Raw genomic sequence first — 20,138 nt, forward strand, 5'->3', positions numbered from 1 at the left:
TCCCCGGATCAGCGCTTGCCCAGCGCTGCGTAAAGTTCGGGGCGACGATCGGCCAGGTAGCGATTCAAGGTCCGGGATTCGTTCATCAAGTCGCGGTCCAGGGTACCGATGATCAAGGTCTCGTCCAGCCCGGCCAGGGCGATCCGGCTGCCATCCGGAGCGGCGATGCTGCTCTGGCCGCAATAGCGGATCTGTTCCTCGTGGCCGCAGTAGTTGGCGTAGGCCACGTAGCATTGGTTCTCGAAGGCCCGGGCACGAATGGTCACGTCGGCGACGAAGTCGTAGGGAATCATGTTCGCCGTCGGCACCAGGATCAGCTCGGCGCCCGCCAGGGCCAGGCGCCGGGCATTCTCCGGGAACTCGATGTCGTAGCAGATCAGGAAGCCGAGCTTCCAGCCGTTGAGCTCCACCAGGGGGAAGTCGTCTGCGCCAGCGCTGAACATCGAGTGGTCCAGGTCACCGAACAGATGGGTCTTGCGGTAATTGCACAGGTGCCGGCCGTTGGCGTCGATCAACTGCACGGCGTTGTAGATCCGGCCGTCGGCGTCACGCTCCGGATAGCCGTAGAGAATCGCCATGCCGGCGGCCTGGGCGATGGCGGCGATCCGTTGGGCGGCCGGGCCATCCTGGGCCTCGGCCAGGGCACCGACGGCCTCGGGGCCGATGTTGTAGCCGCTGAGGAACATCTCCGGCAGCACCAGCAGGTCGGCCTCGGTGGCCTGCATGGCCACCTGGTGCAGGCGTTGCAGGTTGCCGGCCACATCCAGCGGCAGTGGTGGGCACTGATACAAGGCGACGCGCATGTTCTTCACTCCTCTGACTTGCGGTAGCGGCTATCTTCGCCGCTACCGCAGACTCGGGCCAGATGCGGATGCTGCCTTCGCAGGCGCCGGCCCGGTATGGCTCAGTCGGCCAGGGCAATAGGGCCGATCTCGTTGAACACATCGCCCGGTCCCGGATTCTCCGGATGGGAGGCGCCGCCGAAGTGCTTCATGATGCCCCACACGGCGTTGAGCGAAGTCTGCACCGCACCCTCGACCCAGGCCGGGGTCCAGGAGACGTCGTCGCCGGCGATGAAGATGCCGCGCTGTTCGGCCGGCATGTCGTCCTGCATGAAGTGCGCATACATCCGCTGGTTGTAGCGGTAGTGGCCCGGCAGCGCGCCCTTGAAGGCGCCGAGGAAGTGCGGGTCGGCCTCCCAGGAGACGGTGATCGGGTTGCCGATGACGTGGCCGGCGATGTCGACCTTCGGGTAGACCTTCTTCAATGCGTCCAGCGCAAGCTGCACGCGCTTCTCCACTGGGTGCGGCAGCATCTTCATGGCATCGCTCATCCAGGAGTAGGACAGGCAGATCACCCCGGGCTTGTCGTCGCCGTTGTCGAACAGGTAGGTGCCGCGAGTCAGGCGGTCGGTGAGGGTCATGCTCATCACGTCGCGGCCGGTCTGCGGGTCCTTGTCCTTCCAGAATGGCCGGTCGACCATGACGAACGTCTTCGACGATTGCATGTAGCGGGTGCGGTCCAGGGCCATCCACATCTTCTGCGAGAACAGCGCTTCCTCGCACTCGATCTGGGTGGTCAGCAGCCAGGTCTGGCAAGTGGCCAACACCGCCGCGTAGTGGCGGGTATCGCCCCAGTAGTCGGTGACGGCGAAGGTGCCATCGGCGGCGCGGGCGATCTTCTTCACACCGGGACGCGGTGCGCCGTTGTGCAGCTTGGCCAGGGAGGTGCCGGCCGGCCAGTGGGCGCATTTTTCCGGAACGTGGCTCCAGATGCCGCGAGGCACTTGCTCGACGCCGCCCACCACCAGGTGCTGGTGGTCGTCGCAGTTGGTCATCACCACGCGGAAGATTTCCAGCATGGAGTTGGGGAAGTCCGAGTCCCAGCCACCGGTGCCGAAGCCCACTTGGCCGAAGATCTCGCGGTGGCGGTAGGACAACTGCGAGAACGCCTTGGAGGTGGCGACGAAGTCATAGAAGGTGCGGTCGTCCCATTTGGGTACCAGCTCGTCCCACAGGGCCTTGAGCTTGAGCGTATCGCGCTCGCGGATGGCGTCCTGGATTTCCGAGAAGCGTGCGCCGTCTTCCAGGGCGTCGGCCCAGGCCCGGGCCACTTCGCGGAAGATCTCCGGCAGGTCGTCCATCTTCTCGGCGTAGTGGCTAGTGCCTTCCAGGTCGACCACGGTGCTGCCCGAGGCTGGCGTCAGCGGGTTGGGGAAGGGGCGGGTTTCCAGGCCGAGCTTGTCGACGTAGTGGTAGAAGGCGGTGCTGGACACCGGGAAGCGCATGCCGCCCAGCTCGGCGATGATGCCATCGGCGCCTTCGAAGGTTTCCGAACGCAGGCGGCCGCCCATTTTCGATGCTTCGTAGACCACCGGCTTGAGGCCCATCTTCATCAATTCATAGGCTGCAACCAGCCCGGAGATGCCGGCGCCGACGATCGCCACTTCGGCGCCGTGCTGGGCCTTTGGAATGCTGCCCAGGCCGGCGGGATGCTCGATCCAGTCATCGAAGGCGAAAGGGAAGTCCGGGCCGAAGATGGTGATCGGTTTCTTGCCGTCTGCAGGATGGCGATTGTTCTTGTTCATGGCTGACCTTGGCGGGCGGCTCAGCGGAATGCTGAGTATAGGAAAAGATGGCAGCCATTCTAGAGAGGGGGAAACTCGTAAATAAGACGCAAACTGTCGTCGTTATGCATTGTTATTTTTCAATATGACGAAATATGTGTTCAGAGTGACGAACTGCTTGTCACAGTGCGTGCCCGCGATCGATCTTGCTGCTGAGGATGATCGAGGTAGTGGTCTTTTCCACGCCATCGATGCTGCCGATCTGGTCCAGCAACTGGTCCAGTTGCTCCGGGGATTCGGTGCGCAGCCAGGCCACGTAGTCGAACTCGCCACTGACCGCGCACAACTGCTGGACCTGGGCCATGCCGCTCAGGCGACGCAGGACTTCCTTGCCGGAGCGTGGCTGGACCTTGATGCCGACATAGGCTTGCAGCCCGCCATCGACCACCCGCTGGCCCAGGCGCACGCCGTAGCCGGTAATGACCCGAGTCTTCTCCAGGCGTGCCAGGCGCGAGGTCACGGTGGTGCGGGCGATGCCCAGTTGCCGCGCCAGCATGGCCACGCTTTCACGTGCGTTGATCTGCAAGGCGGCGATCAGCTGACGGTCGACTTCGTCGAGAACGGGAGGGCGGCTATCGGACAAGATGGGCTCCAGCGCGGTGGTCGGGGAGCGCACATGTTAGCGTCTCCCACGGTCCGCCGCTCGCTGCCCGGGTCGGGGCCTGGGCGGCATGGGCTCAGGCGGGAATGACCTGGGCGAAGGCGTGGCGAAAGCGCTGCATGTCCTGTTCGTCGCCGATGCTGACCCGTGCCCAGTTCGGCCAGCTGTCCCAGACCCGGCCGATCTTAACCTGGCGTGCCGCCAGGGCATCCACCACTTCCTGGGCCGGACGCCGGACATCGACCATGAAGCAGTTGGCCTGGGAGGCGGTGCAGTTGAATCCGCGTTGTTGCAGCCAGGCGATGGTCTGGTCGCGCAGTTGCTGGTTGTGCCGCTTGCGCTCACCCAGCAGCTTCGGGTCTTCCAGGCTGGCCAGTCCTCCCAGCAAGGTCGACGCCGCCGGCACGTTGTAGCCGCCGTAGGTTTCCAGGCGTTCGAGCAGCGCCGGCTGGCCTACGGCCAGGCCCAGTCGCGCCCCGGCCATGCCGTAGATCTTGGAGAAGGTGCGCAGCACCAGCAGTTGCGGGTGTTCCTTGACCAGCGGGATGCAGGTGCTGGCCGTGGAGAAGTCGATGTAGGCCTCGTCGATCAGCATGACCGTGCCCTTGGGCAGGCGCGCCAGGGCCTGTTCGATGGCCTTGCGTGGCGTCAGGGTGCCGGTGGGGTTGTTGGGGTTGCACAGGTAGAGCAGGCCTGGTGCGGGATCGACAGCGAGCATCGCCTGCAGGTCGTGGGCGTGGCTGGCATCCAGCGGTACCTCGTGCACCTTGGCCTGGCGCCCTTCGGCAGCTTCCCTGGGCGCCTCGTAGGAGGGGGTGGCCATGACCAGGCTGGCGTCTTGGGTAAAGGCCATGACCGCATGCTGCAATGCTGCCTTGGAGCCGCAGAAACTCTGCACATGATCCTCGGGAATACCTTGCTGGCGAGCGAACAGCGCATTGAGCCGGTACTGGATCTTGTAGGGATAGCGACCGCTGATGGCGATGCCTTGCTGCATGGCCTGGCGGCTGGCGGGAGAGGGGCCCCAGGGGCTCTCGTTGAAGTTGATCAGGACATCGCCGGAAGGCGATTGGAGGGGCGGTGCGGCGGGCTCGGCGGCCCGGCTCCATCCTGGTAGTGCAAGCAACGGCAAGGCGGACGCGAGTCCCACCAGTGATCGGCGCGTAATCTCAACCATCGATAGATCCCTTTCTTATCGTGAAAGACAACGGGGTGTCTTTTGTCCTGGTTGGACATCGATATAACGGCGGGAAAACAGCGGGATTTAAGCTGGCGATTCGATGGCTCGGGTATGGAACTGGTCCGCAGGCATAAAAAAACCGCGCAATGCGCGGCTTTGAATATGGTGGGCCCACACGGACTTGAACCGTGGACCAAAGGATTATGAGTCCTCTGCTCTAACCAACTGAGCTATAGGCCCTCAGTAGGCGGCGGATTATAACGATGGTTTCTCGGCTGTGCTATCCGAAAAACCGGAAACGCGGATCTGCAGGAAGCGCGCGCAGAACTCTTCGGCTTCCAGCGGCAGGCTGACGATGTAACCCTGGATCTGTTCACAGCCTTCCAGGGCGAGGAAGGCTTGCTGTTCCTGGTTCTCCACACCTTCGGCGATCACCGTGAATTGCATGCTGCGACCCAGGGCGATGATGGCGCGCACGATCGCCACGTCGTGGGGATCGTCCGGCAGGCCGCGGACGAACGACTGGTCGATCTTGAGGAAGTCCAGCGGCAGGCGCTTGAGGTAGCTCAGGGATGAATAGCCGGTGCCGAAGTCGTCGATGGCCAGTTGCACGCCCAGGCGCTTGAGTTGGTGCAGGACCTCCAGCGCCTCTTCGGCCTGGCTCATGATGAAGTTTTCGGTGATCTCCAGTTGCAGCAGTCCGGGTTGCAGGTCGTGGTCGCGCAGCAACTGTTCGATACGGTTCAGCAGGTCGGGTTGGCGCAACTGGGCGCCGGCCAGGTTGACCGACAGTGGGCCGAAGCTTTCATAGTGCTGGTTCCAGTGCTGAAGATGCAGGCAAGCCTGTTCCAGTACCCAATCGCCAATCGGCAGGATCAAGCCGTTTTCTTCGGCCAGCGGGATGAAGTGTTCCGGCGGAACTTCGCCGAAGCTGGGATTGCGCCAGCGAATCAGGGCTTCGGCACCGACCAGTTCATGGTTGCCGAGGCTGATCTTGGGTTGGAAGTACAGGGTCAGTTCGTTGCGCTCGATGGCGCGTCGCAGTTCATGTTCCAGGGCCACGCGCTCGCTGGCCTGGGCGGTCAGTTCGCGGGTGTAGCGTTCCACGCGGTTGCGGCCCTTGGCCTTGGAGCGGTACATGGCGGCATCGGCGTTCTTGATCAGGGTAGCGACGTCGCAGCCGTCCTTGGGGTACAGGCTGGTACCGATGCTGGCGCTGATGAAGAACTCGTGTTCGCCGGCCTGGAATGGTGCGTTGAAGCAGTTCAGCAGCTTGCTGGCGATGTGGTCGGCGTCGCTGGGCTGGTGCAGGCCGGGGAGCAGGATGATGAATTCGTCCCCGCCCAGGCGGGCCACGGTATCGATGTCGCGCAGTTGCTCCTTGAGCCGCACGGCGATGCCCTTGAGCAGCAGGTCGCCCACCGGGTGGCCGAGGCTGTCGTTGATGTGCTTGAAGCGGTCCAGGTCGAGGAACAGCACCGCGCCCTGGCCGCCGCTGTCCTGTTGGCTGTTGAGCGCCGCCAGCAGCCGGCTTTCGAACAGGGTGCGATTGGGCAGGCCGGTCAGCGGGTCGTGGTGGGCCTGGTAGTCGAGCCGGGCCTGGGCATGCTTGAGGCTGGAGATGTCGGCGAACACCGCGACGAAGTGGGTGGTCTGGTGTTCCTGGTTGCGTACCGCGTTGATCGTCAGCCAGTTGGGGTACAGCTCGCCGTTCTTGCGGCGGTTGGATATCTCGCCTTGCCAGTGCCCTTCCAGGGTCAGCTGGTGCCACATCGCCGCGTAGAAGGCGCTGTCGTGCAGCCCCGAGGCCAGCAGGCGCGGAGTGTGGCCCAGGGCCTCGCTTTCGCTGTAGCCGGTGATCTCGCTGAAGGCGCGGTTGACAGCGCTGATGCGCTGCTGGGTGTCGGTGATCATCACGCCTTCGGCGGTGCTCTCGAAGACCGTGGCGGCCTGTTGCAGTTTTTCCTGCATCAGGTGGCGGTCGGTGATATCCCGGGCGATGGTCAGCATGCAGTCGTCTTCGCCGATGGGCAGGGGGCGGCTGGAGACTTCGCAAAGCCGGACCTGGCCATCGCTGCGGCGGATATGGCAGGTGAAGTCCCGGACGAATCCGTCCCGTTGCAATAGATCGAGCAGATGCTTGCGTTCGTTGAGATTGACCCAGATTCCCAGGTCAAGGGTCGAGCGATCCAGGGACATGGCGCTGTTGAAACCGGTGATGCGGCTGAAACCCTCGTTGACCTCCAGCAGCAGGCCATCGCGTTGTCGGCTCAGTAGCAGGCCGTCCGGGGAGGCGTGGAAGGCCTTGGCGAACTTTTCCTCGGAGGTCTGCAGCCGTTGCTGGGTTTCCTTGAGCGGGCTGATGTCGCGCACTACCACGACCAGTGCCGGGGTGGTGTCGAGGTCGAAGGGCTCGGCGGAGATCAGCCCGGTGAACAACTGGCCGTTGTGCCGCCGGAAGGGCATCTCCAGGTTGCGGATGCTACCGGCCTGCAAGCGTTGCAGCAGGCTGGGGCCGACCCCGGGGATGCCCCATATGTTCAGTTGCGTGGCGGTCTGGCCTATCACTTGCGCGGCGCTCAGGCCGATCTGCTCCTCGAAGGCCTTGTTCACCTCCAGCAGGCAGCCGTCCGACAAGCGGGCGATCACCAGGAGGTCCGGGCATTGCTGGAACACCGAGGCAAATTTCTGTTCGGACAGGCGCAGGGCTTCCTCGGTGTGCTTGGCCTCGCTGATGTCGATCATCAGGCCGCGCATCACCGGTTCGTGGCCGTGCTCGATCAGGCTGACGATATCCCGGACCCAGAGGCAGCGGCCATCGGCGGCGATCACCCGGTAGTCGAGGCTGTGGTCGCGTCCGGCCTCGAGTTCGTGATCGCAGAACGCCTGGGCGCGAGTCAGGTCGGCGGGGTGGATGATGTTGCGCCAGAAGCCGGGAACCAGCCAGTGGGCCAGGGGATAGCCCAGCAGCGGCTCGGCGTGGGGCGAGACATAGCTGTAGGTGAAATCGCTGACGCGGGCCTCCCAGGCGATGGCCGAGAGGCTCTCCACCAGGCTGCGGTAGTGGTATTCGCTGCTGCGCAGTTCCTGCTCCAGGGCTACCCGGCGGGAGATTTCCGAGCTCAGGCGGCGGTTTATGCGGATCACCACGGCCAGCACGGTGACCAACAGCAGTAGCCCCGGCAGGCCATAGACCAGCACATCTCGCCAGAATGTGCGGTGGTCGAGCACGCTGCCGACCCAGCGCTGCTGGATAGTGCTGATTTCGTCCGGGCTGAGATCGGCGAGGACCTTGTCGAGAATGCCTACCAGGATCTTGTTCTCCTGCGGCACGGCCATGGCCAGTTGATAGCGGTAAGGGGTCTCACCGCTGACGTAGAGGCCCTCGAGCTTGAGCTGGCGCAGGCTCCAGACGCTGGATGCCAGGTCACCCACTACCGCGTCCACCTTATCGGTGGCCAGGGCTTGCAGGGTCGAGCTGACATTGGGCAGGGCCACCAGGTTCAGGTCCGGGTGATGGGAGCGCAGCAGTTCGTGGGGCGCGTAGTTCTCAACCACGGCTACCTTGAGCCCGTACAAGTCTTCGAGATTGCGGGGCTGGGCGCCGCCCTTGTGGGCCAGGATCACGATGGGGAAGTCCAGGTAGGGCCGGGTGAAGGCCATGTAGCTCTGGCGTTCGGGGGTCGACATGATCCCAGGCAGCAGGTCCAGCTTGCCTTGCCGGGCATCTTCCAGCACGGCGGTCCAGCTGGCCGGTTCCACGGGCTTGAGGCTGATGGAGAGGCGTTCCTGGATCAGCTGGATATAGTCCGCTGCCAGGCCCTGGTAGCGACCTTCCTCGTCCCGATACTCGAAAGGTGGCCAGGAGGCATCCACGCCCAGGCGCAGCTCCGGGTGGGACTTGAGCCAGCTACGTTCTTCATCGGTGAGAGTCAGCGCGCCAGCCGTTGCGGTCCAGGTAAGCAACGCCAGCAGAAGCATGGCCGACAGTCTGGGCATAACCGTCTCGTTGTGGAGGAACGGGAGAATGCTTCGAGTGTAGACGGGGTATCGGCGCAGGGAGGCTGCAGAAAGCAAAACCCCCAGCAGGGCTGGGGGTCTTGGTGTTACTCGTCGAGGAAGGAGCGCAGATGCTCGCTTCGCGTCGGGTGGCGCAGCTTGCGCAGTGCCTTGGCTTCGATCTGACGGATCCGCTCGCGGGTCACGTCGAACTGCTTGCCGACTTCCTCGAGGGTGTGGTCGGTGTTCATATCGATGCCGAAACGCATGCGCAGCACCTTGGCTTCGCGGGCGGTAAGACCGGAAAGCACGTCGCGGGTGGCTTCCTTCAGGCTCTCGACGGTGGCCACGTCGATCGGGGACTGCATGGTCGAGTCCTCGATGAAGTCGCCCAGATGGGAGTCTTCATCGTCGCCGATCGGGGTTTCCATGGAGATCGGCTCCTTGGCGATCTTCAATACCTTGCGGATCTTGTCCTCAGGCATTTCCATGCGTTCACCCAGCTCTTCCGGAGTCGGTTCGCGACCCATTTCCTGCAGCATCTGCCGGGAAATACGGTTGAGCTTGTTGATCGTCTCGATCATGTGCACCGGAATACGGATGGTGCGGGCCTGGTCGGCAATCGAACGGGTGATCGCCTGGCGAATCCACCAGGTGGCGTAGGTCGAGAACTTGTAGCCACGACGGTATTCGAACTTGTCCACCGCTTTCATCAAGCCGATGTTGCCTTCCTGGATCAGGTCGAGGAATTGCAGGCCACGGTTGGTGTACTTCTTGGCGATGGAGATCACCAGACGCAAGTTGGCTTCAACCATCTCTTTCTTCGCGCGACGGGCCTTGGCCTCGCCGATCGACATGCGACGGTTGATTTCCTTGATCTCGAGGATCTTCAGGCCGGTCTCGGCTTCCAGGGCGGTCAGCTTCTGCTGGCAACGGACGATATCCGGCTGCAGGCGAGCGATGGCTTCGGCGTACTTGCTCTTGCCTTTGGCCAGGGCGTCGGTCCAGCTTTCGTCCACTTCGTTGCCCGGGAACTGGCGCAGGAAGTCGGCACGCGGCATGCGAGCGTCACGCACGCACAGTTGCATGATGGCGCGTTCTTGCTGACGCAGGCGATCCAGGGCGCTGCGTACACGCTCGACCAGGGCCTCGAATTGCTTGGGCACCAGTTTGATCGGCATGAACAGCTCGGCCAGGGCGAGCATCTCGGCGATAGCCTGCTTGTTCTCGCGGCCGTGCTTTTTCAGCGCCTTGCGGGTGACTTCCAGCTGGTCGGCCACGGCGCCGAAGCGCTGGGCTGCGACGACCGGATCAGGACCGCTTTCGGCTTCTTCCTCGTCATCGGAGGCTTCACCGTCTTCGTCTTCGCTGTCGTCGTCTTCTTTCGCCGACTTGGTATCGACAGGCGGCGGTACCTCGGCGGCAGGCGGCGTGATGCCGTCGTCCGGGTCGATATAACCGCTGAGAACGTCAGACAGGCGGCCACCTTCGGTGGTGACGCGAGTGTATTCGGAGAGGATGTGATCAACCGTGCCAGGGAAGTGCGCGATGGCGCCCATCACTTCACGGATGCCCTCTTCGATACGCTTGGCGATTTCGATTTCGCCTTCGCGAGTGAGCAGCTCTACGGTGCCCATTTCGCGCATGTACATGCGCACCGGGTCGGTAGTGCGACCGATGTCGGTTTCCACAGCCGCCAACGCTGCGGCGGCTTCTTCAGCTGCTGCTTCGTCGGTATCGGCTTCGGCCAACAAAAGGGCATCCGCATCCGGAGCACTCTCGAATACGTTGATCCCCATGTCGTTGATCATGCGGATGATGTCTTCCACCTGTTCCGGATCTGAAATATCCTCCGGCAGGTGGTCGTTGACCTCCGCGTAAGTCAGGTAACCCTGCTCACGTCCACGGCTGATCAACTCTTTGAGGCGAGACTGCTGTTGCGCTTTTCCGGACATAACACCCTATCCACTGAAGGTCTTGGCGGGCAAAAAACAAGCCGAGGATTATACCCGAGCTATGACCTCACGCGCCAGTTGAGGTCGGGTTTGATGCGGGAACATTGCGTCTTAGAAGCTCCACCAGCTGTTTTTTCTCTTCACTGCTGAGCTCGCTTTGACGCGATTTCCTGAGAAGTTGTTCTAAAACACGCTCGCGTTGGCGGGCGGACAAGCTATTAATGGTGTCGAAAAACTGTTGTTCAAGGTTATCTCCGTCGATCAACCACTCTTTTTCCGCCAGGGCGGTGAGCAGGTTCCCCTGCTGGGTGCCGTGCCAGCGCGCCATCAGCTGATGAATAGAGCGTAGCTTAGGATTTTTCTGCACGGCTTCGATCAGGGCCACCAGCAACTGGGTGTTGGTGTTGTCGTCATCGGCAAAGTGTCCGGCATCTTCAACTTTTTCTGCCAGTTGCGGGTGATGCAACAGGGTCCGCAGTGCGGCCAGGGTTGGCGGCTCCACCGCTGCGGGAACGCGCGGGGCCCGTGGCTGGTCGCGGTCTCGCCTGCCCTTGCCGTTCTTGTCCCACGGCTTGTTTTCCCATTTCTTGCCGCCACCGTTCTTCTTCGGCGCCCACTCCTGCTGGGGAGCATAGGCTTCCTGCTGAGGTTCATGGTGGTAGTCGGCGTAGTCCGGCATGCCGTCGTAGTCGATGCCTGCGTCGTAGGTCGGCGTGGCTTCCGGCATGGGGTTGTGCGCCAGCTGGTTGACCGTTTCATTGGTCAGGCCGGTGATTTCGGTGAGGCGCTGGCGCATCAGGATCCGCAGGTTGGCTCCGGGGATCTTCTCGATCAGCGGGGCGGCCAGCGTCGCCAGGTGGGCCTTGCCTTCCAGCGAGCGCGGATCTGCTTCCTCGATCAATTGCTGGAAGAAGTAGTCGGCCAGCGGCTGGGCGTGCTGGTTGATCCGGGCCTGGAAGGCATCGGTGCCTTCCGAGCGGACCAGGGTATCCGGGTCTTCTCCCTCGGGCAGGAACAGAAAGCGTGCACGGCGCCCGTCCTGCAGCGAGCCCAGGGCTGACTCCAGCGCGCGCCAGGCGGCCTTGCGTCCGGCCTGGTCGCCGTCGAAGCAGAACAGCACGCTGGGCACTATGCGGAACAGGCGCTTGAGGTGTTCTTCGCTGGTGGCGGTGCCCAGGGTCGCGACCGCGTTGCGCAGGCCTTGCTGGGCCAGCGCGATCACGTCCATGTAGCCCTCGACGACGATGATTTCCTCGAGGTTGCGATTGTTCTTGCGTGCCTCGAACAGGCCGTAGAGCTCCTGCCCCTTGTGGAACACTGGGGTTTCCGGGGAGTTCAGGTACTTGGGCTTGTCGTCGCCCAGGACCCGGCCGCCGAAGGCGATGATCCGACCGCGGGTATCGCGGATGGGGAACATCACCCGGTCGCGAAAGCGGTCGTAGCGCTTGCCGGTCTCGGCATTCTCGATCAGCAGGCCGGCGTCGATCATGGCCTTTTGTTGCAGCGTATCGCTGCTCAGGTGCTTGAACAGGTTGTCCCAGCCGGGCGGGGCGAACCCCAGGCCGAAGTCCCGGGCGATTTCGCCGGTGAGGCCGCGTCCCTTGAGGTAGTCCACGGCCGCCTTGCGCGCGGGATGGCTCTTGAGGGCCTGGCGGTAGTAATCGGCCGCTGCGGTGAGCAATGGGTACAGCGGTGAGTCGGTAGGCTGGCGGGGCTTGCGCTGGCCGCGCCCGCTTTCTTCGCGGGGGATCTCCATGCCTGCGGCTTTCGCCAGTTCCTCGACGGCCTGGGGGAAGTCCAGGTTGTCGTGGTCCATGATGAAGCCGAGGGCGTTGCCGCCGGCGCCGCAGCCGAAGCAGTAGTAGAACTGCTTGTCGGGGCTGACGCTGAACGAAGGGGTCTTTTCCTTGTGGAACGGGCAGCAGGCGGTGTAGTTCTTGCCGGCTTTCTTGATCTGCAGGCGCGAGCTGACGACATCGACGATGTCGGTGCGGTTCAGGAGGTCGTCGATGAAACTCTGGGGAATGAGCCCGGCCATGGCGTTCTCGTCATCACTGCGCGGAAAAATAGCCCTGGCGATGCAGTCGAAGGATCAGGGGTGGCAAGGCATGAGGAATGCACGGCTCGACCCGGGATTTCGGCGTGATCGCAGTCAGGAAGTGTATCTGCCGAGCGTCCACTGACGTTAATCGTAATCAGTATTCGACTATCTGAAGGTGTTGCGCCGAGTCCGGCAGGGGCCACCGGGCGAGCATCGAGGAGGGCGCCTTGGGCTGGGTGTCTGCAGGAATCATTAAAAGGTGTGCTCGTCAGTAGCCTTGGAAGGCTCGTCAGAAAAGACGTGCACCGCTGGCATTAGCCAGGTCTGACGTGGTGAAGCAGATTTGTCTTGGTCGCCAGGGCGACTTCGACGATGAAGCATCAAGCGTGATCCGCAAATGCCATTAGCCCGGCGAGAGGCCGGGCTTGGCAGAAGCTTGCAGCGAACGTCTGTGTATTAGTACAGACGTACGGCGCGGCGCTGTTCGCGCTGAACTTTCTTGGCGTGACGCTTAACAGCAGCAGCTGCTTTGCGCTTACGCTCGGAAGTCGGCTTCTCATAAAATTCGCGGCTACGAACTTCAGCCAGAACACCGGCTTTTTCGCAGGAGCGCTTGAAACGACGCAGAGCTACGTCGAAGGGTTCGTTCTCTTTAACTTTGACGGCTGGCATCCAGAGCTACCTTCATTCATTACCGGGGTCAACGTTCTCGTCGCAATAAAATCGCGGCTGAGATCGTCGGTTTTTAAGGGTTGCGGATGTTAACCCCTCGCCGCCAGGAATGCAAAGCCTCTGATCGAAAACCGCTGGTCGGGCGAGGGAGTGGCGACTATCATGCGCGCCTTCGAATTCAGCCTCTGCAAGGCGCAAACCCATGCTAGTACTGGGATTAGAAACTTCCTGCGACGAAACCGGCGTCGCGCTCTACGACAGCGAGCGGGGCCTGCTGGCCGACGCGCTGTTCAGCCAGATCGACCTGCATCGCGTCTATGGCGGCGTGGTGCCTGAGCTGGCCTCCCGTGACCACGTCAAGCGCATGCTGCCGTTGATCCGCCAGGTTCTGGCGCAAGCCGACTGCGTGCCCACCGAGATCGACGCCATTGCCTACACCGCTGGCCCAGGCCTGGTGGGGGCGCTGCTGGTGGGGGCCTCCTGCGCCCAGGCGCTGGCCTTCGCCTGGGGCATTCCGGCCCTGGGTGTGCATCATATGGAAGGGCACCTGCTGGCGCCAATGCTGGAAGCCCAGCCGCCGCAGTTTCCGTTCGTCGCCTTGTTGGTGTCCGGTGGTCATACCCAGCTGGTCCGGGTCGACGGCATCGGCAAATACGAACTGTTGGGCGAGAGCCTGGATGATGCCGCCGGAGAAGCTTTCGACAAGACAGCCAAGCTGATCGGCCTGAACTATCCGGGCGGTCCGGAAATCGCCCGCCTGGCCACCCAGGGTGTACCGGGGCGCTTCGTCTTCCCACGGCCCATGACCGATCGTCCTGGCCTGGAATTCAGCTTCAGCGGCCTCAAGACCTTTGCCCTGAACACCTGGCAGCAGTGCGTCAGCGCTGGGGACGACGGCGAGCAAACCCGTTGCGACATCTCCCTCGCGTTCCAGCAAGCGGTGGTGGACACTCTGACCATCAAGTGCAAGCGCGCCCTGAAGCAGACCGGCCTCAAGAGCCTGGTGATCGCCGGGGGCGTGAGCGCCAACAAGGCGCTGCGGGCTTCCCTGGAAAATATGCTTGGCGAGATGAAGGGCAATGTGTTCTACGCACGCCCCGAATTCTGTACCGACAACGGCGCGATGATTGCCTTCGCTGGTTGCCAGCGGCTGCAGGCCGGGCAACAGGAAGGCCTGGCGATTACTGTGCAGGCGCGTTGGCCGATGGAGCAGTTGTCGGCCATCTGATGGTGCTGCGCCAGGTGGCAAGCTGAAGGTTTTTCACCTGCGGGATTCAAAAATGCCGTTCGCGCCCGGCGAACAGGTCGCGTAAATTGCCGCGGTGGCGCCAGACGATCAGCAGCGTGAGCACGCTCATCGGCAACAGTGCCTCGGGTTCCTGCCAGGCCAGCAGCGGCAGGCTCAGGGGCGTGGCGATGAGCGCCGCCAGCGAGCTGGTGCGGGTGAGGTAGAAGGTCAGGACCCAGGCGGCGATGGCGACCAGGGCCGCAGGGGGATACAGCCCCAGCAGCATGCCGGCGGCGGTGGCGACGCCCTTGCCGCCGCGAAAACGGAAATACAGCGGGAACAGGTGGCCGAGCACGGCATAGAGTCCGATCCAAGCCTGTTGCTGCAATGAAAGCCCTGCGAGGCTGGCGATCAGCACAGGCAACAGGCCTTTGCACAGATCCCCCAGCAGGGTCAGGATGGCGAGCTTCTTGCCGGCCAGGCGCAGCATGTTGGTGGCGCCGGCATTGCCGGAACCGCTCATGCGCGGGTCGGGATTGCCCGTGAGGCGGCTGAGCAGGATGGCGAAGGACAGAGAGCCGAGCAGGTAGGCGAGAATCGCCAGTAACCAAAACATGCTAACTATTCCGGGCGAGGACGCCCTGATTCTAACGGGGCATTGCGCCCTTGTCGTGCTGCGGAGAAGAGTGCTTGGACAGAGTGTTTATCGAAGGACTGGAAGTGGACACCGTGATTGGCGCCTATGACTGGGAGCGGGGGATCCGCCAGTGCCTGCGGCTTGATCTGAGCTTTGCCTGGGATAATCGCCCGGCCGCAGCAGGCGATGACCTGACCCTGGCGTTGGACTACGCCAGTGTTTCGGCAAGGATCCAGGCGTTTGCCGAGCAGGCCCAGTATCAGTTGGTGGAGACCTTTGCCGAGCGTCTCGCCGAGGTGTTGATGAGCGAGTTCAACATTCCCTGGCTGCGCTTGAAGCTGACCAAGCCAGGCGCTGTCCCGGCTGCCAAGGGCGTGGGCGTGGAGATCGAGCGCGGATGTCGCTGACTCAGGTATTCCTAGGGCTTGGTAGCAATATCGAGCGTGAAACCCATTTGCGTGCCGGGCTCGATGCACTGGCCGGGTTCCTGGTGGACATGCGCTGTTCAGCGGTGTTCGAAAGCCAGGCGGTGGGCATCAAGAGCGGTCCGTTCTTCAATTTGGTGGTGTCGGCCTTCACCGACCTGCCCTTGATCGAGCTCGATCGGCGGCTCAAGTTCATCGAGGCGGACAACGGCCGCTATGCGCCGGACCGCAAGGGCCTGCCGCTGGATATCGATGTGCTGCTGTACGGCGACCTGACCGGCAACTTCGATGGCCTGGTATTGCCCCGCGCAGAAATCCTGAAGAATGCCTTCGTGCTGTGGCCGTTGTCGCTGATGGCTCCAGAACGTATTCATCCATTGGCCGGCAAGAGCCTGGCGGAACTCTGGCGGCAAGCGCAGATAGACCAGGTGCTGGCGCCCGTGCCCTTCGAATGGCGCGGCCAGCAACTGACTCCCCCGGATCTGTAAGGTCCCCTTGACCGGCGGGCAAGGTACAAGACCTCGCCCGCAGGCTTTCAAGCGGTGTGCTGTTCCTTGTAGGCCTTGATCGCTTTCAGGCGCGCAAGGCGCAAGGCTTCGCCCAGTTCCGGCCCCTTGAATCCTTGTTCCAGCAAAGGTTGCACGGCCACCGAGCGTGCGGCATTGGCTGCGCCACGCAGGTAGTCGGCCTGTGGATAAGGTCGTGATTCCAGGCCCTGGCGGCCACGGGCGTCCATTTCGCAGGCGGCGATGAATTCCTCGAAGCGCTGGGGGCGCCGGAAAATATCGAAGTGCTGCAGCAGTTCCAGCAAGGTCGAGGCCTTGAGCTCCCGGGCGCGATGCCCATGGGTGTGGTACTGGCCTACCAGCAAGGCCAGCTCCTGGCATTCCCGGGGAACCTTGAAGCGCTCGTTGAGCGCCTTGATCAGTTCGAGGCCAGCCTGCTCATGGCCAATATGCCGTGGCCATTGCTCCTCGGGAGTGGCGCCCTTGCCGAGGTCGTGCAGCAGGCAGGCCCAGCGCACGCTCAATGGTTGCCGGTGCAGGGCTGCTTGTTGCAAGACGCTGAGGATGTGCAGGCCGGTGTCCACTTCCGGATGATGGGCGGGCGGTTGCGGCACTCCGAACAACGCATCGACCTCCGGCATCAGTACCGCCAGGGCACCGCACTCGCGCAGTACCTGGATGAACACCTGGGGCTGATCCTCCATCAGGGCGCGAGAAATCTCCTTCCAGCTGCGCTCCGCTGTCAGGGCCTGTAGCTCGCCTGATTGGCTGAGCTGGCGCATCAGGTCGAGGGTCTGCGGGGCCACGCTGAAACCCAGCTCGGCATAGCGGGCGGCGAAGCGGGCAACCCGTAGCACTCGCAAGGGATCTTCGGCGAACGCCGGGGAAACATGGCGAAGAATTCGGTCTTCGAGGTCCTTCTGGCCGTGGTAGGGGTCGGTGATCTTGCCCTGGTCATCCTCGGCCATGGCATTGATGGTCAGGTCGCGGCGGATCAGGTCTTCTTCCAGCGTCACCTCGGGGCTGGCGTGGAAGGTGAAACCGCCATAGCCATGCCCGCTCTTGCGTTCGGTTCGGGCCAGGGCGTATTCCTCGCCAGTGCGTGGGTGCAGGAACACCGGGAAATCCGCGCCCACGGGACGAAAACCCTGGTCGAGCATTTGTTGGGCGCTGGCGCCGACCACCACCCAGTCGATATCGGTGATCGCTCGACCCAGCAAGCGATCCCGTACCGCGCCACCGACTTTGTAAATCTGCATAGAAAACCTCCGTTAGCGCGACAGGATAACCCTTGTGTCGTGCCAACGGAGGCTTGTCGTCGGCCTCAGAGGTGGATGACCGCCAGGTCCAGCCGCCCGTAGTCGTTTTCGCCGTGCTCGTTCCTGGGCGGTACGTGGTGGGTCTTCATCACCTGGTCGCCCTGCAGGGTTTCCAGGTGGATATCGAAGCCCCAGAGCCGGTGCAGGTGCTTGAGCACCTCGTCGGTGGAGTCGCCCAGCGGCTTGCGGTCATGCTGTTGGTGGCGCAGTGTCAGCGAGCGATCGCCGCGCCGATCGATGCTCCAGATCTGCACGTTGGGTTCGCGGTTGCCCAGGTTGTATTGCGCGGCCAGGGTCTCGCGGATGATGCGGTAGCCGCTTTCGTCATGGATCGCCGGGACCAGCAAGTCGTCCCGCTGGTCGTCGTCGAGGATGCTGAACAGCTTCAAGTCGCGGATCACCTTGGGCGACAGGTACTGCAGGATGAAGCTCTCGTCCTTGAAGCTGCTCATGGCGAACTTGATGCTCGAGAGCCAGTCGGTGCCGGCCAGTTCGGGGAACCAGCGGCGGTCCTCCTCGGTGGGTTCCTCGCACATGCGCCGGATGTCGCGATACATGGCAAAACCCAGGGCATAGGGGTTGATGCCGTTGTAGTAGGGGCTGTCGAAGCCCGGCTGGAACACCACGCTGGTATGGGAGGCGAGGAACTCCATCATGAAGCCGTCGGTGACCAGGCCCTCGTCATACAGGTCGTTCATGAGGGTGTAGTGCCAGAAAGTGGCCCAGCCCTCGTTCATCACCTGGGTCTGGCGTTGTGGATAGAAGTACTGGGCGATCTTGCGCACGATGCGCACGATCTCCCGCTGCCAGGGCTCCAGCAAGGGTGCATGTTTCTCGATGAAGTAGAGGATGTTCTCCTGGGGTTCGGCGGGGAAGCGTGCGTTGTCCTTGTCGCTGAGCTTGTCGGCGTTCTTGGGAATGGTACGCCACAGGTCGTTGATCTGCTTTTGCAGGTGCTCTTCCCGATCTTTCTGCCGGCGCCGTTCTTCTTCCGCGGAAATCGGATAAGGCCGCTTGTAGCGGTCGACGCCGTAGTTCATCAGGGCGTGGCAGGAGTCCAGCAGGTCTTCCACAGCATCGATGCCATGGCGTTCTTCGCACTGCGAGATGTACTGCTTGGCGAAGACCAGGTAGTCGATGATCGAACTGGCATCGGTCCAGGTGCGGAACAAGTAGTTGCCCTTGAAGAAGCTGTTGTGGCCGTAGCAGGCATGGGCCACCACCAGGGCCTGCATGCAGATGGTGTTTTCCTCCATCAGGTAGGCGATGCACGGGTCGGAGTTGATGACGATCTCGTAGGCCAGGCCCATCTGGCCACGGCTATAGGATTTCTCGGTGCTGAGGAAGTGCTTGCCGTAGGACCAGTGGTGGTAACCCAGGGGCATGCCCACCGAGGCGTAGGCGTCCATCATCTGCTCGGCAGTGATCACTTCGATCTGGTTGGGGTAGGTGTCCAGGGCATAGCGGGCCGCGATGCGGCTGATTTCGCGGTCGTAGGCCTGGATCAGCTCGAAGGTCCATTCCGAGCCGGTGGAGATGGGCTGGCGTTTCTGCTCTCTGGCGGTCATGTCACTAACCTGCGCTGGAAGAGTTCACGGAAGACCGGATAGATATCTCCGGCCGAAACCAGTTGTTGCTGCGCGAAAGTCTCGGAGAAGGCTTCTGCGATGCGTTCATATTCGAACCACAGGGCCTGGTGTTCCCGGGGTGTGATCTCGACGTAGGTGTAGTACTGCACGAACGGCATGATCTGGTTGATCAGGATATCGCGGCAGATGGGCGAGTCGTCGTTCCAGTTGTCGCCGTCGGAGGCCTGGGCGGCGTAGATGTTCCACTCGTTGCTTGGATAGCGCTCGGCCATGATCTCCTGCATCAGCTTCAGGGCGCTGGAGACGATGGTCCCGCCGGTTTCCCGTGAGTAGAAGAATTCTTCCTCATCCACTTCCCGGGCGCTGGTGTGATGGCGGATGAACACCACGTCGATCTTGTCGTAGTTGCGCTTGAGGAACAGGTACAAAAGGATGAAGAAACGCTTGGCGATGTCCTTGGTGGCCTGGGTCATGGAGCCGGAGACGTCCATCAGGCAGAACATCACCGCCTTGGAACTGGGGTTGGGATGCTTCACCAGCAAGTTGTACTTGAGGTCGAAGGTGTCGAGGAAGGGCACGCGGTGAATTCTCGCGCTCAAGCGCTCGATTTCAGCTTCAAGTTCCTGGATATCGCCGAAGTTGTCCGGCTCTTCGCGCTTCAGGCGGGCCAGTTCCTCTTTCGCTTCGCGCAGCTTGGCCCGGCTGCTGCCGGACAGGGCGATGCGCCGTGCATGTGCCGAGCGCAGGGTGCGGATGATGTTGATCCGCGATGGGTTGCCTTCGTTGCTGATACCCGCGCGTACGGTCTTGAAGGTATCGATGCCGGTCAGGTTGCGCTTGACCAGGTTGGGTAGCTCAAGGTCCTCGAACATGAATTCGAGGAACTCCTCCTGGGTGATCTGGAAGACGAACTCGTCCATGCCTTCGCCGGAGTTACCGGCCTTGCCGCCGCCCCCGCCGCCTCCGCCACCCCCTTGGGGCCTGGCGATATGCTCGCCGGCGGTGAATTCCTTGTTGCCCGGATGCACGACGGTCTGCTTGCCGCCGCGTCCGTGGTGCAGGACTGGTTCGTCGATGTCTCGTCCGGGAATGCTGATCTGTTCGCCATGCTCCATGTCGGTGATGGAGCGGCGGCTGACGGCCTCCTCGACGGCCTTCTTGATGTGGTCGCGGTAGCGCCGCAGAAACCGCTGGCGGTTCACCGTGCTCTTGTTCTTGCCGTTCAGGCGTCGGTCTATTACGTAGCTCATGATTCCTCCGGTGACTGGATGCAGCCGCAAGCTTCAAGCTTCAAGCTGCAAGAAAGAGCAGCCACCGCTGCCGCAAGCCGCGGCGCGGGTTCGAACCCGACGCCGGACGA

Annotated in this window: 15 protein-coding genes and 1 tRNA gene; 3 read left to right on the forward strand and 13 right to left on the reverse strand. The window is 62.5% G+C overall.

Going from position 1 to position 20,138, the window contains the following annotated elements:
- Window positions 1–8: 8 nt before the first annotated feature.
- The 9 genes from GDH07_RS28555 to rpsU form a co-directional block, all read right to left on the reverse strand.
- Window positions 9–803, reverse strand: a complete 795-nt coding sequence (locus GDH07_RS28555) for a carbon-nitrogen hydrolase family protein (protein WP_152899549.1) — start codon at window positions 801–803, stop codon at window positions 9–11.
- A 101-nt stretch (window positions 804–904) separates the two neighbouring features.
- On the reverse strand, window positions 905–2,587 hold the full coding sequence (locus tag GDH07_RS28560; protein ID WP_053137650.1) for a flavin monoamine oxidase family protein: 1,683 nt from the start codon (window positions 2,585–2,587) through the stop codon (window positions 905–907).
- A 160-nt stretch (window positions 2,588–2,747) separates the two neighbouring features.
- On the reverse strand, window positions 2,748–3,209 hold the full coding sequence (locus GDH07_RS28565; protein ID WP_022641446.1) for an Lrp/AsnC family transcriptional regulator: 462 nt from the start codon (window positions 3,207–3,209) through the stop codon (window positions 2,748–2,750).
- Between the two features lie 94 nt (window positions 3,210–3,303).
- Window positions 3,304–4,404, reverse strand: a complete 1,101-nt coding sequence (ptaA, locus tag GDH07_RS28570) for a pyoverdine biosynthesis transaminase PtaA (RefSeq protein ID WP_152899550.1) — start codon at window positions 4,402–4,404, stop codon at window positions 3,304–3,306.
- A gap of 166 nt (window positions 4,405–4,570) precedes the next feature.
- Window positions 4,571–4,647 (reverse strand) — tRNA-Ile (locus tag GDH07_RS28575).
- A 15-nt stretch (window positions 4,648–4,662) separates the two neighbouring features.
- Window positions 4,663–8,406, reverse strand: coding sequence for a bifunctional diguanylate cyclase/phosphodiesterase (locus tag GDH07_RS28580; protein ID WP_152899551.1), 3,744 nt, complete (start codon window positions 8,404–8,406; stop codon window positions 4,663–4,665).
- A 107-nt stretch (window positions 8,407–8,513) separates the two neighbouring features.
- Window positions 8,514–10,361, reverse strand: coding sequence for an RNA polymerase sigma factor RpoD (gene rpoD / locus GDH07_RS28585; protein WP_022641436.1), 1,848 nt, complete (start codon window positions 10,359–10,361; stop codon window positions 8,514–8,516).
- 67 nt (window positions 10,362–10,428) lie between these two features.
- Complete coding sequence (gene dnaG, locus GDH07_RS28590) at window positions 10,429–12,399, reverse strand: DNA primase (RefSeq protein ID WP_085599124.1); 1,971 nt, start codon at window positions 12,397–12,399, stop codon at window positions 10,429–10,431.
- Between the two features lie 459 nt (window positions 12,400–12,858).
- Window positions 12,859–13,074, reverse strand: coding sequence for a 30S ribosomal protein S21 (gene rpsU, locus GDH07_RS28595; RefSeq protein WP_002551877.1), 216 nt, complete (start codon window positions 13,072–13,074; stop codon window positions 12,859–12,861).
- A gap of 202 nt (window positions 13,075–13,276) precedes the next feature.
- Here rpsU and tsaD point away from each other — a divergent pair, with 202 nt between their 5' ends.
- Window positions 13,277–14,302, forward strand: coding sequence for a tRNA (adenosine(37)-N6)-threonylcarbamoyltransferase complex transferase subunit TsaD (gene tsaD, locus GDH07_RS28600; RefSeq protein ID WP_022641434.1), 1,026 nt, complete (start codon window positions 13,277–13,279; stop codon window positions 14,300–14,302).
- Window positions 14,303–14,348: 46 nt separating this feature from the next.
- Here tsaD and plsY read toward each other — a convergent pair whose 3' ends face one another.
- Complete coding sequence (gene plsY / locus GDH07_RS28605; protein ID WP_053137636.1) at window positions 14,349–14,918, reverse strand: glycerol-3-phosphate 1-O-acyltransferase PlsY; 570 nt, start codon at window positions 14,916–14,918, stop codon at window positions 14,349–14,351.
- 74 nt (window positions 14,919–14,992) lie between these two features.
- Here plsY and folB point away from each other — a divergent pair, with 74 nt between their 5' ends.
- Together folB and folK are read left to right on the forward strand one after the other, a co-directional pair.
- A complete protein-coding gene (gene folB / locus GDH07_RS28610; RefSeq protein ID WP_053137633.1) occupies window positions 14,993–15,346 on the forward strand; it encodes a dihydroneopterin aldolase in 354 nt (117 codons plus the stop codon).
- Entirely contained in the window at window positions 15,337–15,852 is a 516-nt protein-coding gene (gene folK / locus GDH07_RS28615; protein WP_152899552.1) for a 2-amino-4-hydroxy-6-hydroxymethyldihydropteridine diphosphokinase, read from the forward strand. Before folB ends, folK begins: the two co-directional genes overlap by 10 nt.
- 47 nt (window positions 15,853–15,899) lie before the next feature.
- Here folK and GDH07_RS28620 read toward each other — a convergent pair whose 3' ends face one another.
- The 3 genes from GDH07_RS28620 to GDH07_RS28630 form a co-directional block, all read right to left on the reverse strand.
- Window positions 15,900–17,129 carry a multifunctional CCA addition/repair protein gene (locus GDH07_RS28620; protein ID WP_152899553.1) on the reverse strand — a complete coding sequence of 410 codons (1,230 nt, stop codon included), beginning with the start codon at window positions 17,127–17,129 and terminating at the stop codon, window positions 15,900–15,902.
- 65 nt (window positions 17,130–17,194) lie between these two features.
- Window positions 17,195–18,757, reverse strand: a complete 1,563-nt coding sequence (locus GDH07_RS28625; protein ID WP_103325771.1) for a SpoVR family protein — start codon at window positions 18,755–18,757, stop codon at window positions 17,195–17,197.
- The gene (locus GDH07_RS28630; RefSeq protein ID WP_053137622.1) at window positions 18,754–20,028 is read right to left on the reverse strand and encodes a YeaH/YhbH family protein; all 1,275 of its coding nucleotides are present in this window, start codon (window positions 20,026–20,028) and stop codon (window positions 18,754–18,756) included. Before GDH07_RS28630 ends, GDH07_RS28625 begins: the two co-directional genes overlap by 4 nt.
- Between the last annotated feature and the right edge of the window lie 110 nt (window positions 20,029–20,138).

This window comes from Pseudomonas piscis, from assembly GCF_009380155.1.
Classification (GTDB): domain Bacteria; phylum Pseudomonadota; class Gammaproteobacteria; order Pseudomonadales; family Pseudomonadaceae; genus Aquipseudomonas; species Aquipseudomonas piscis.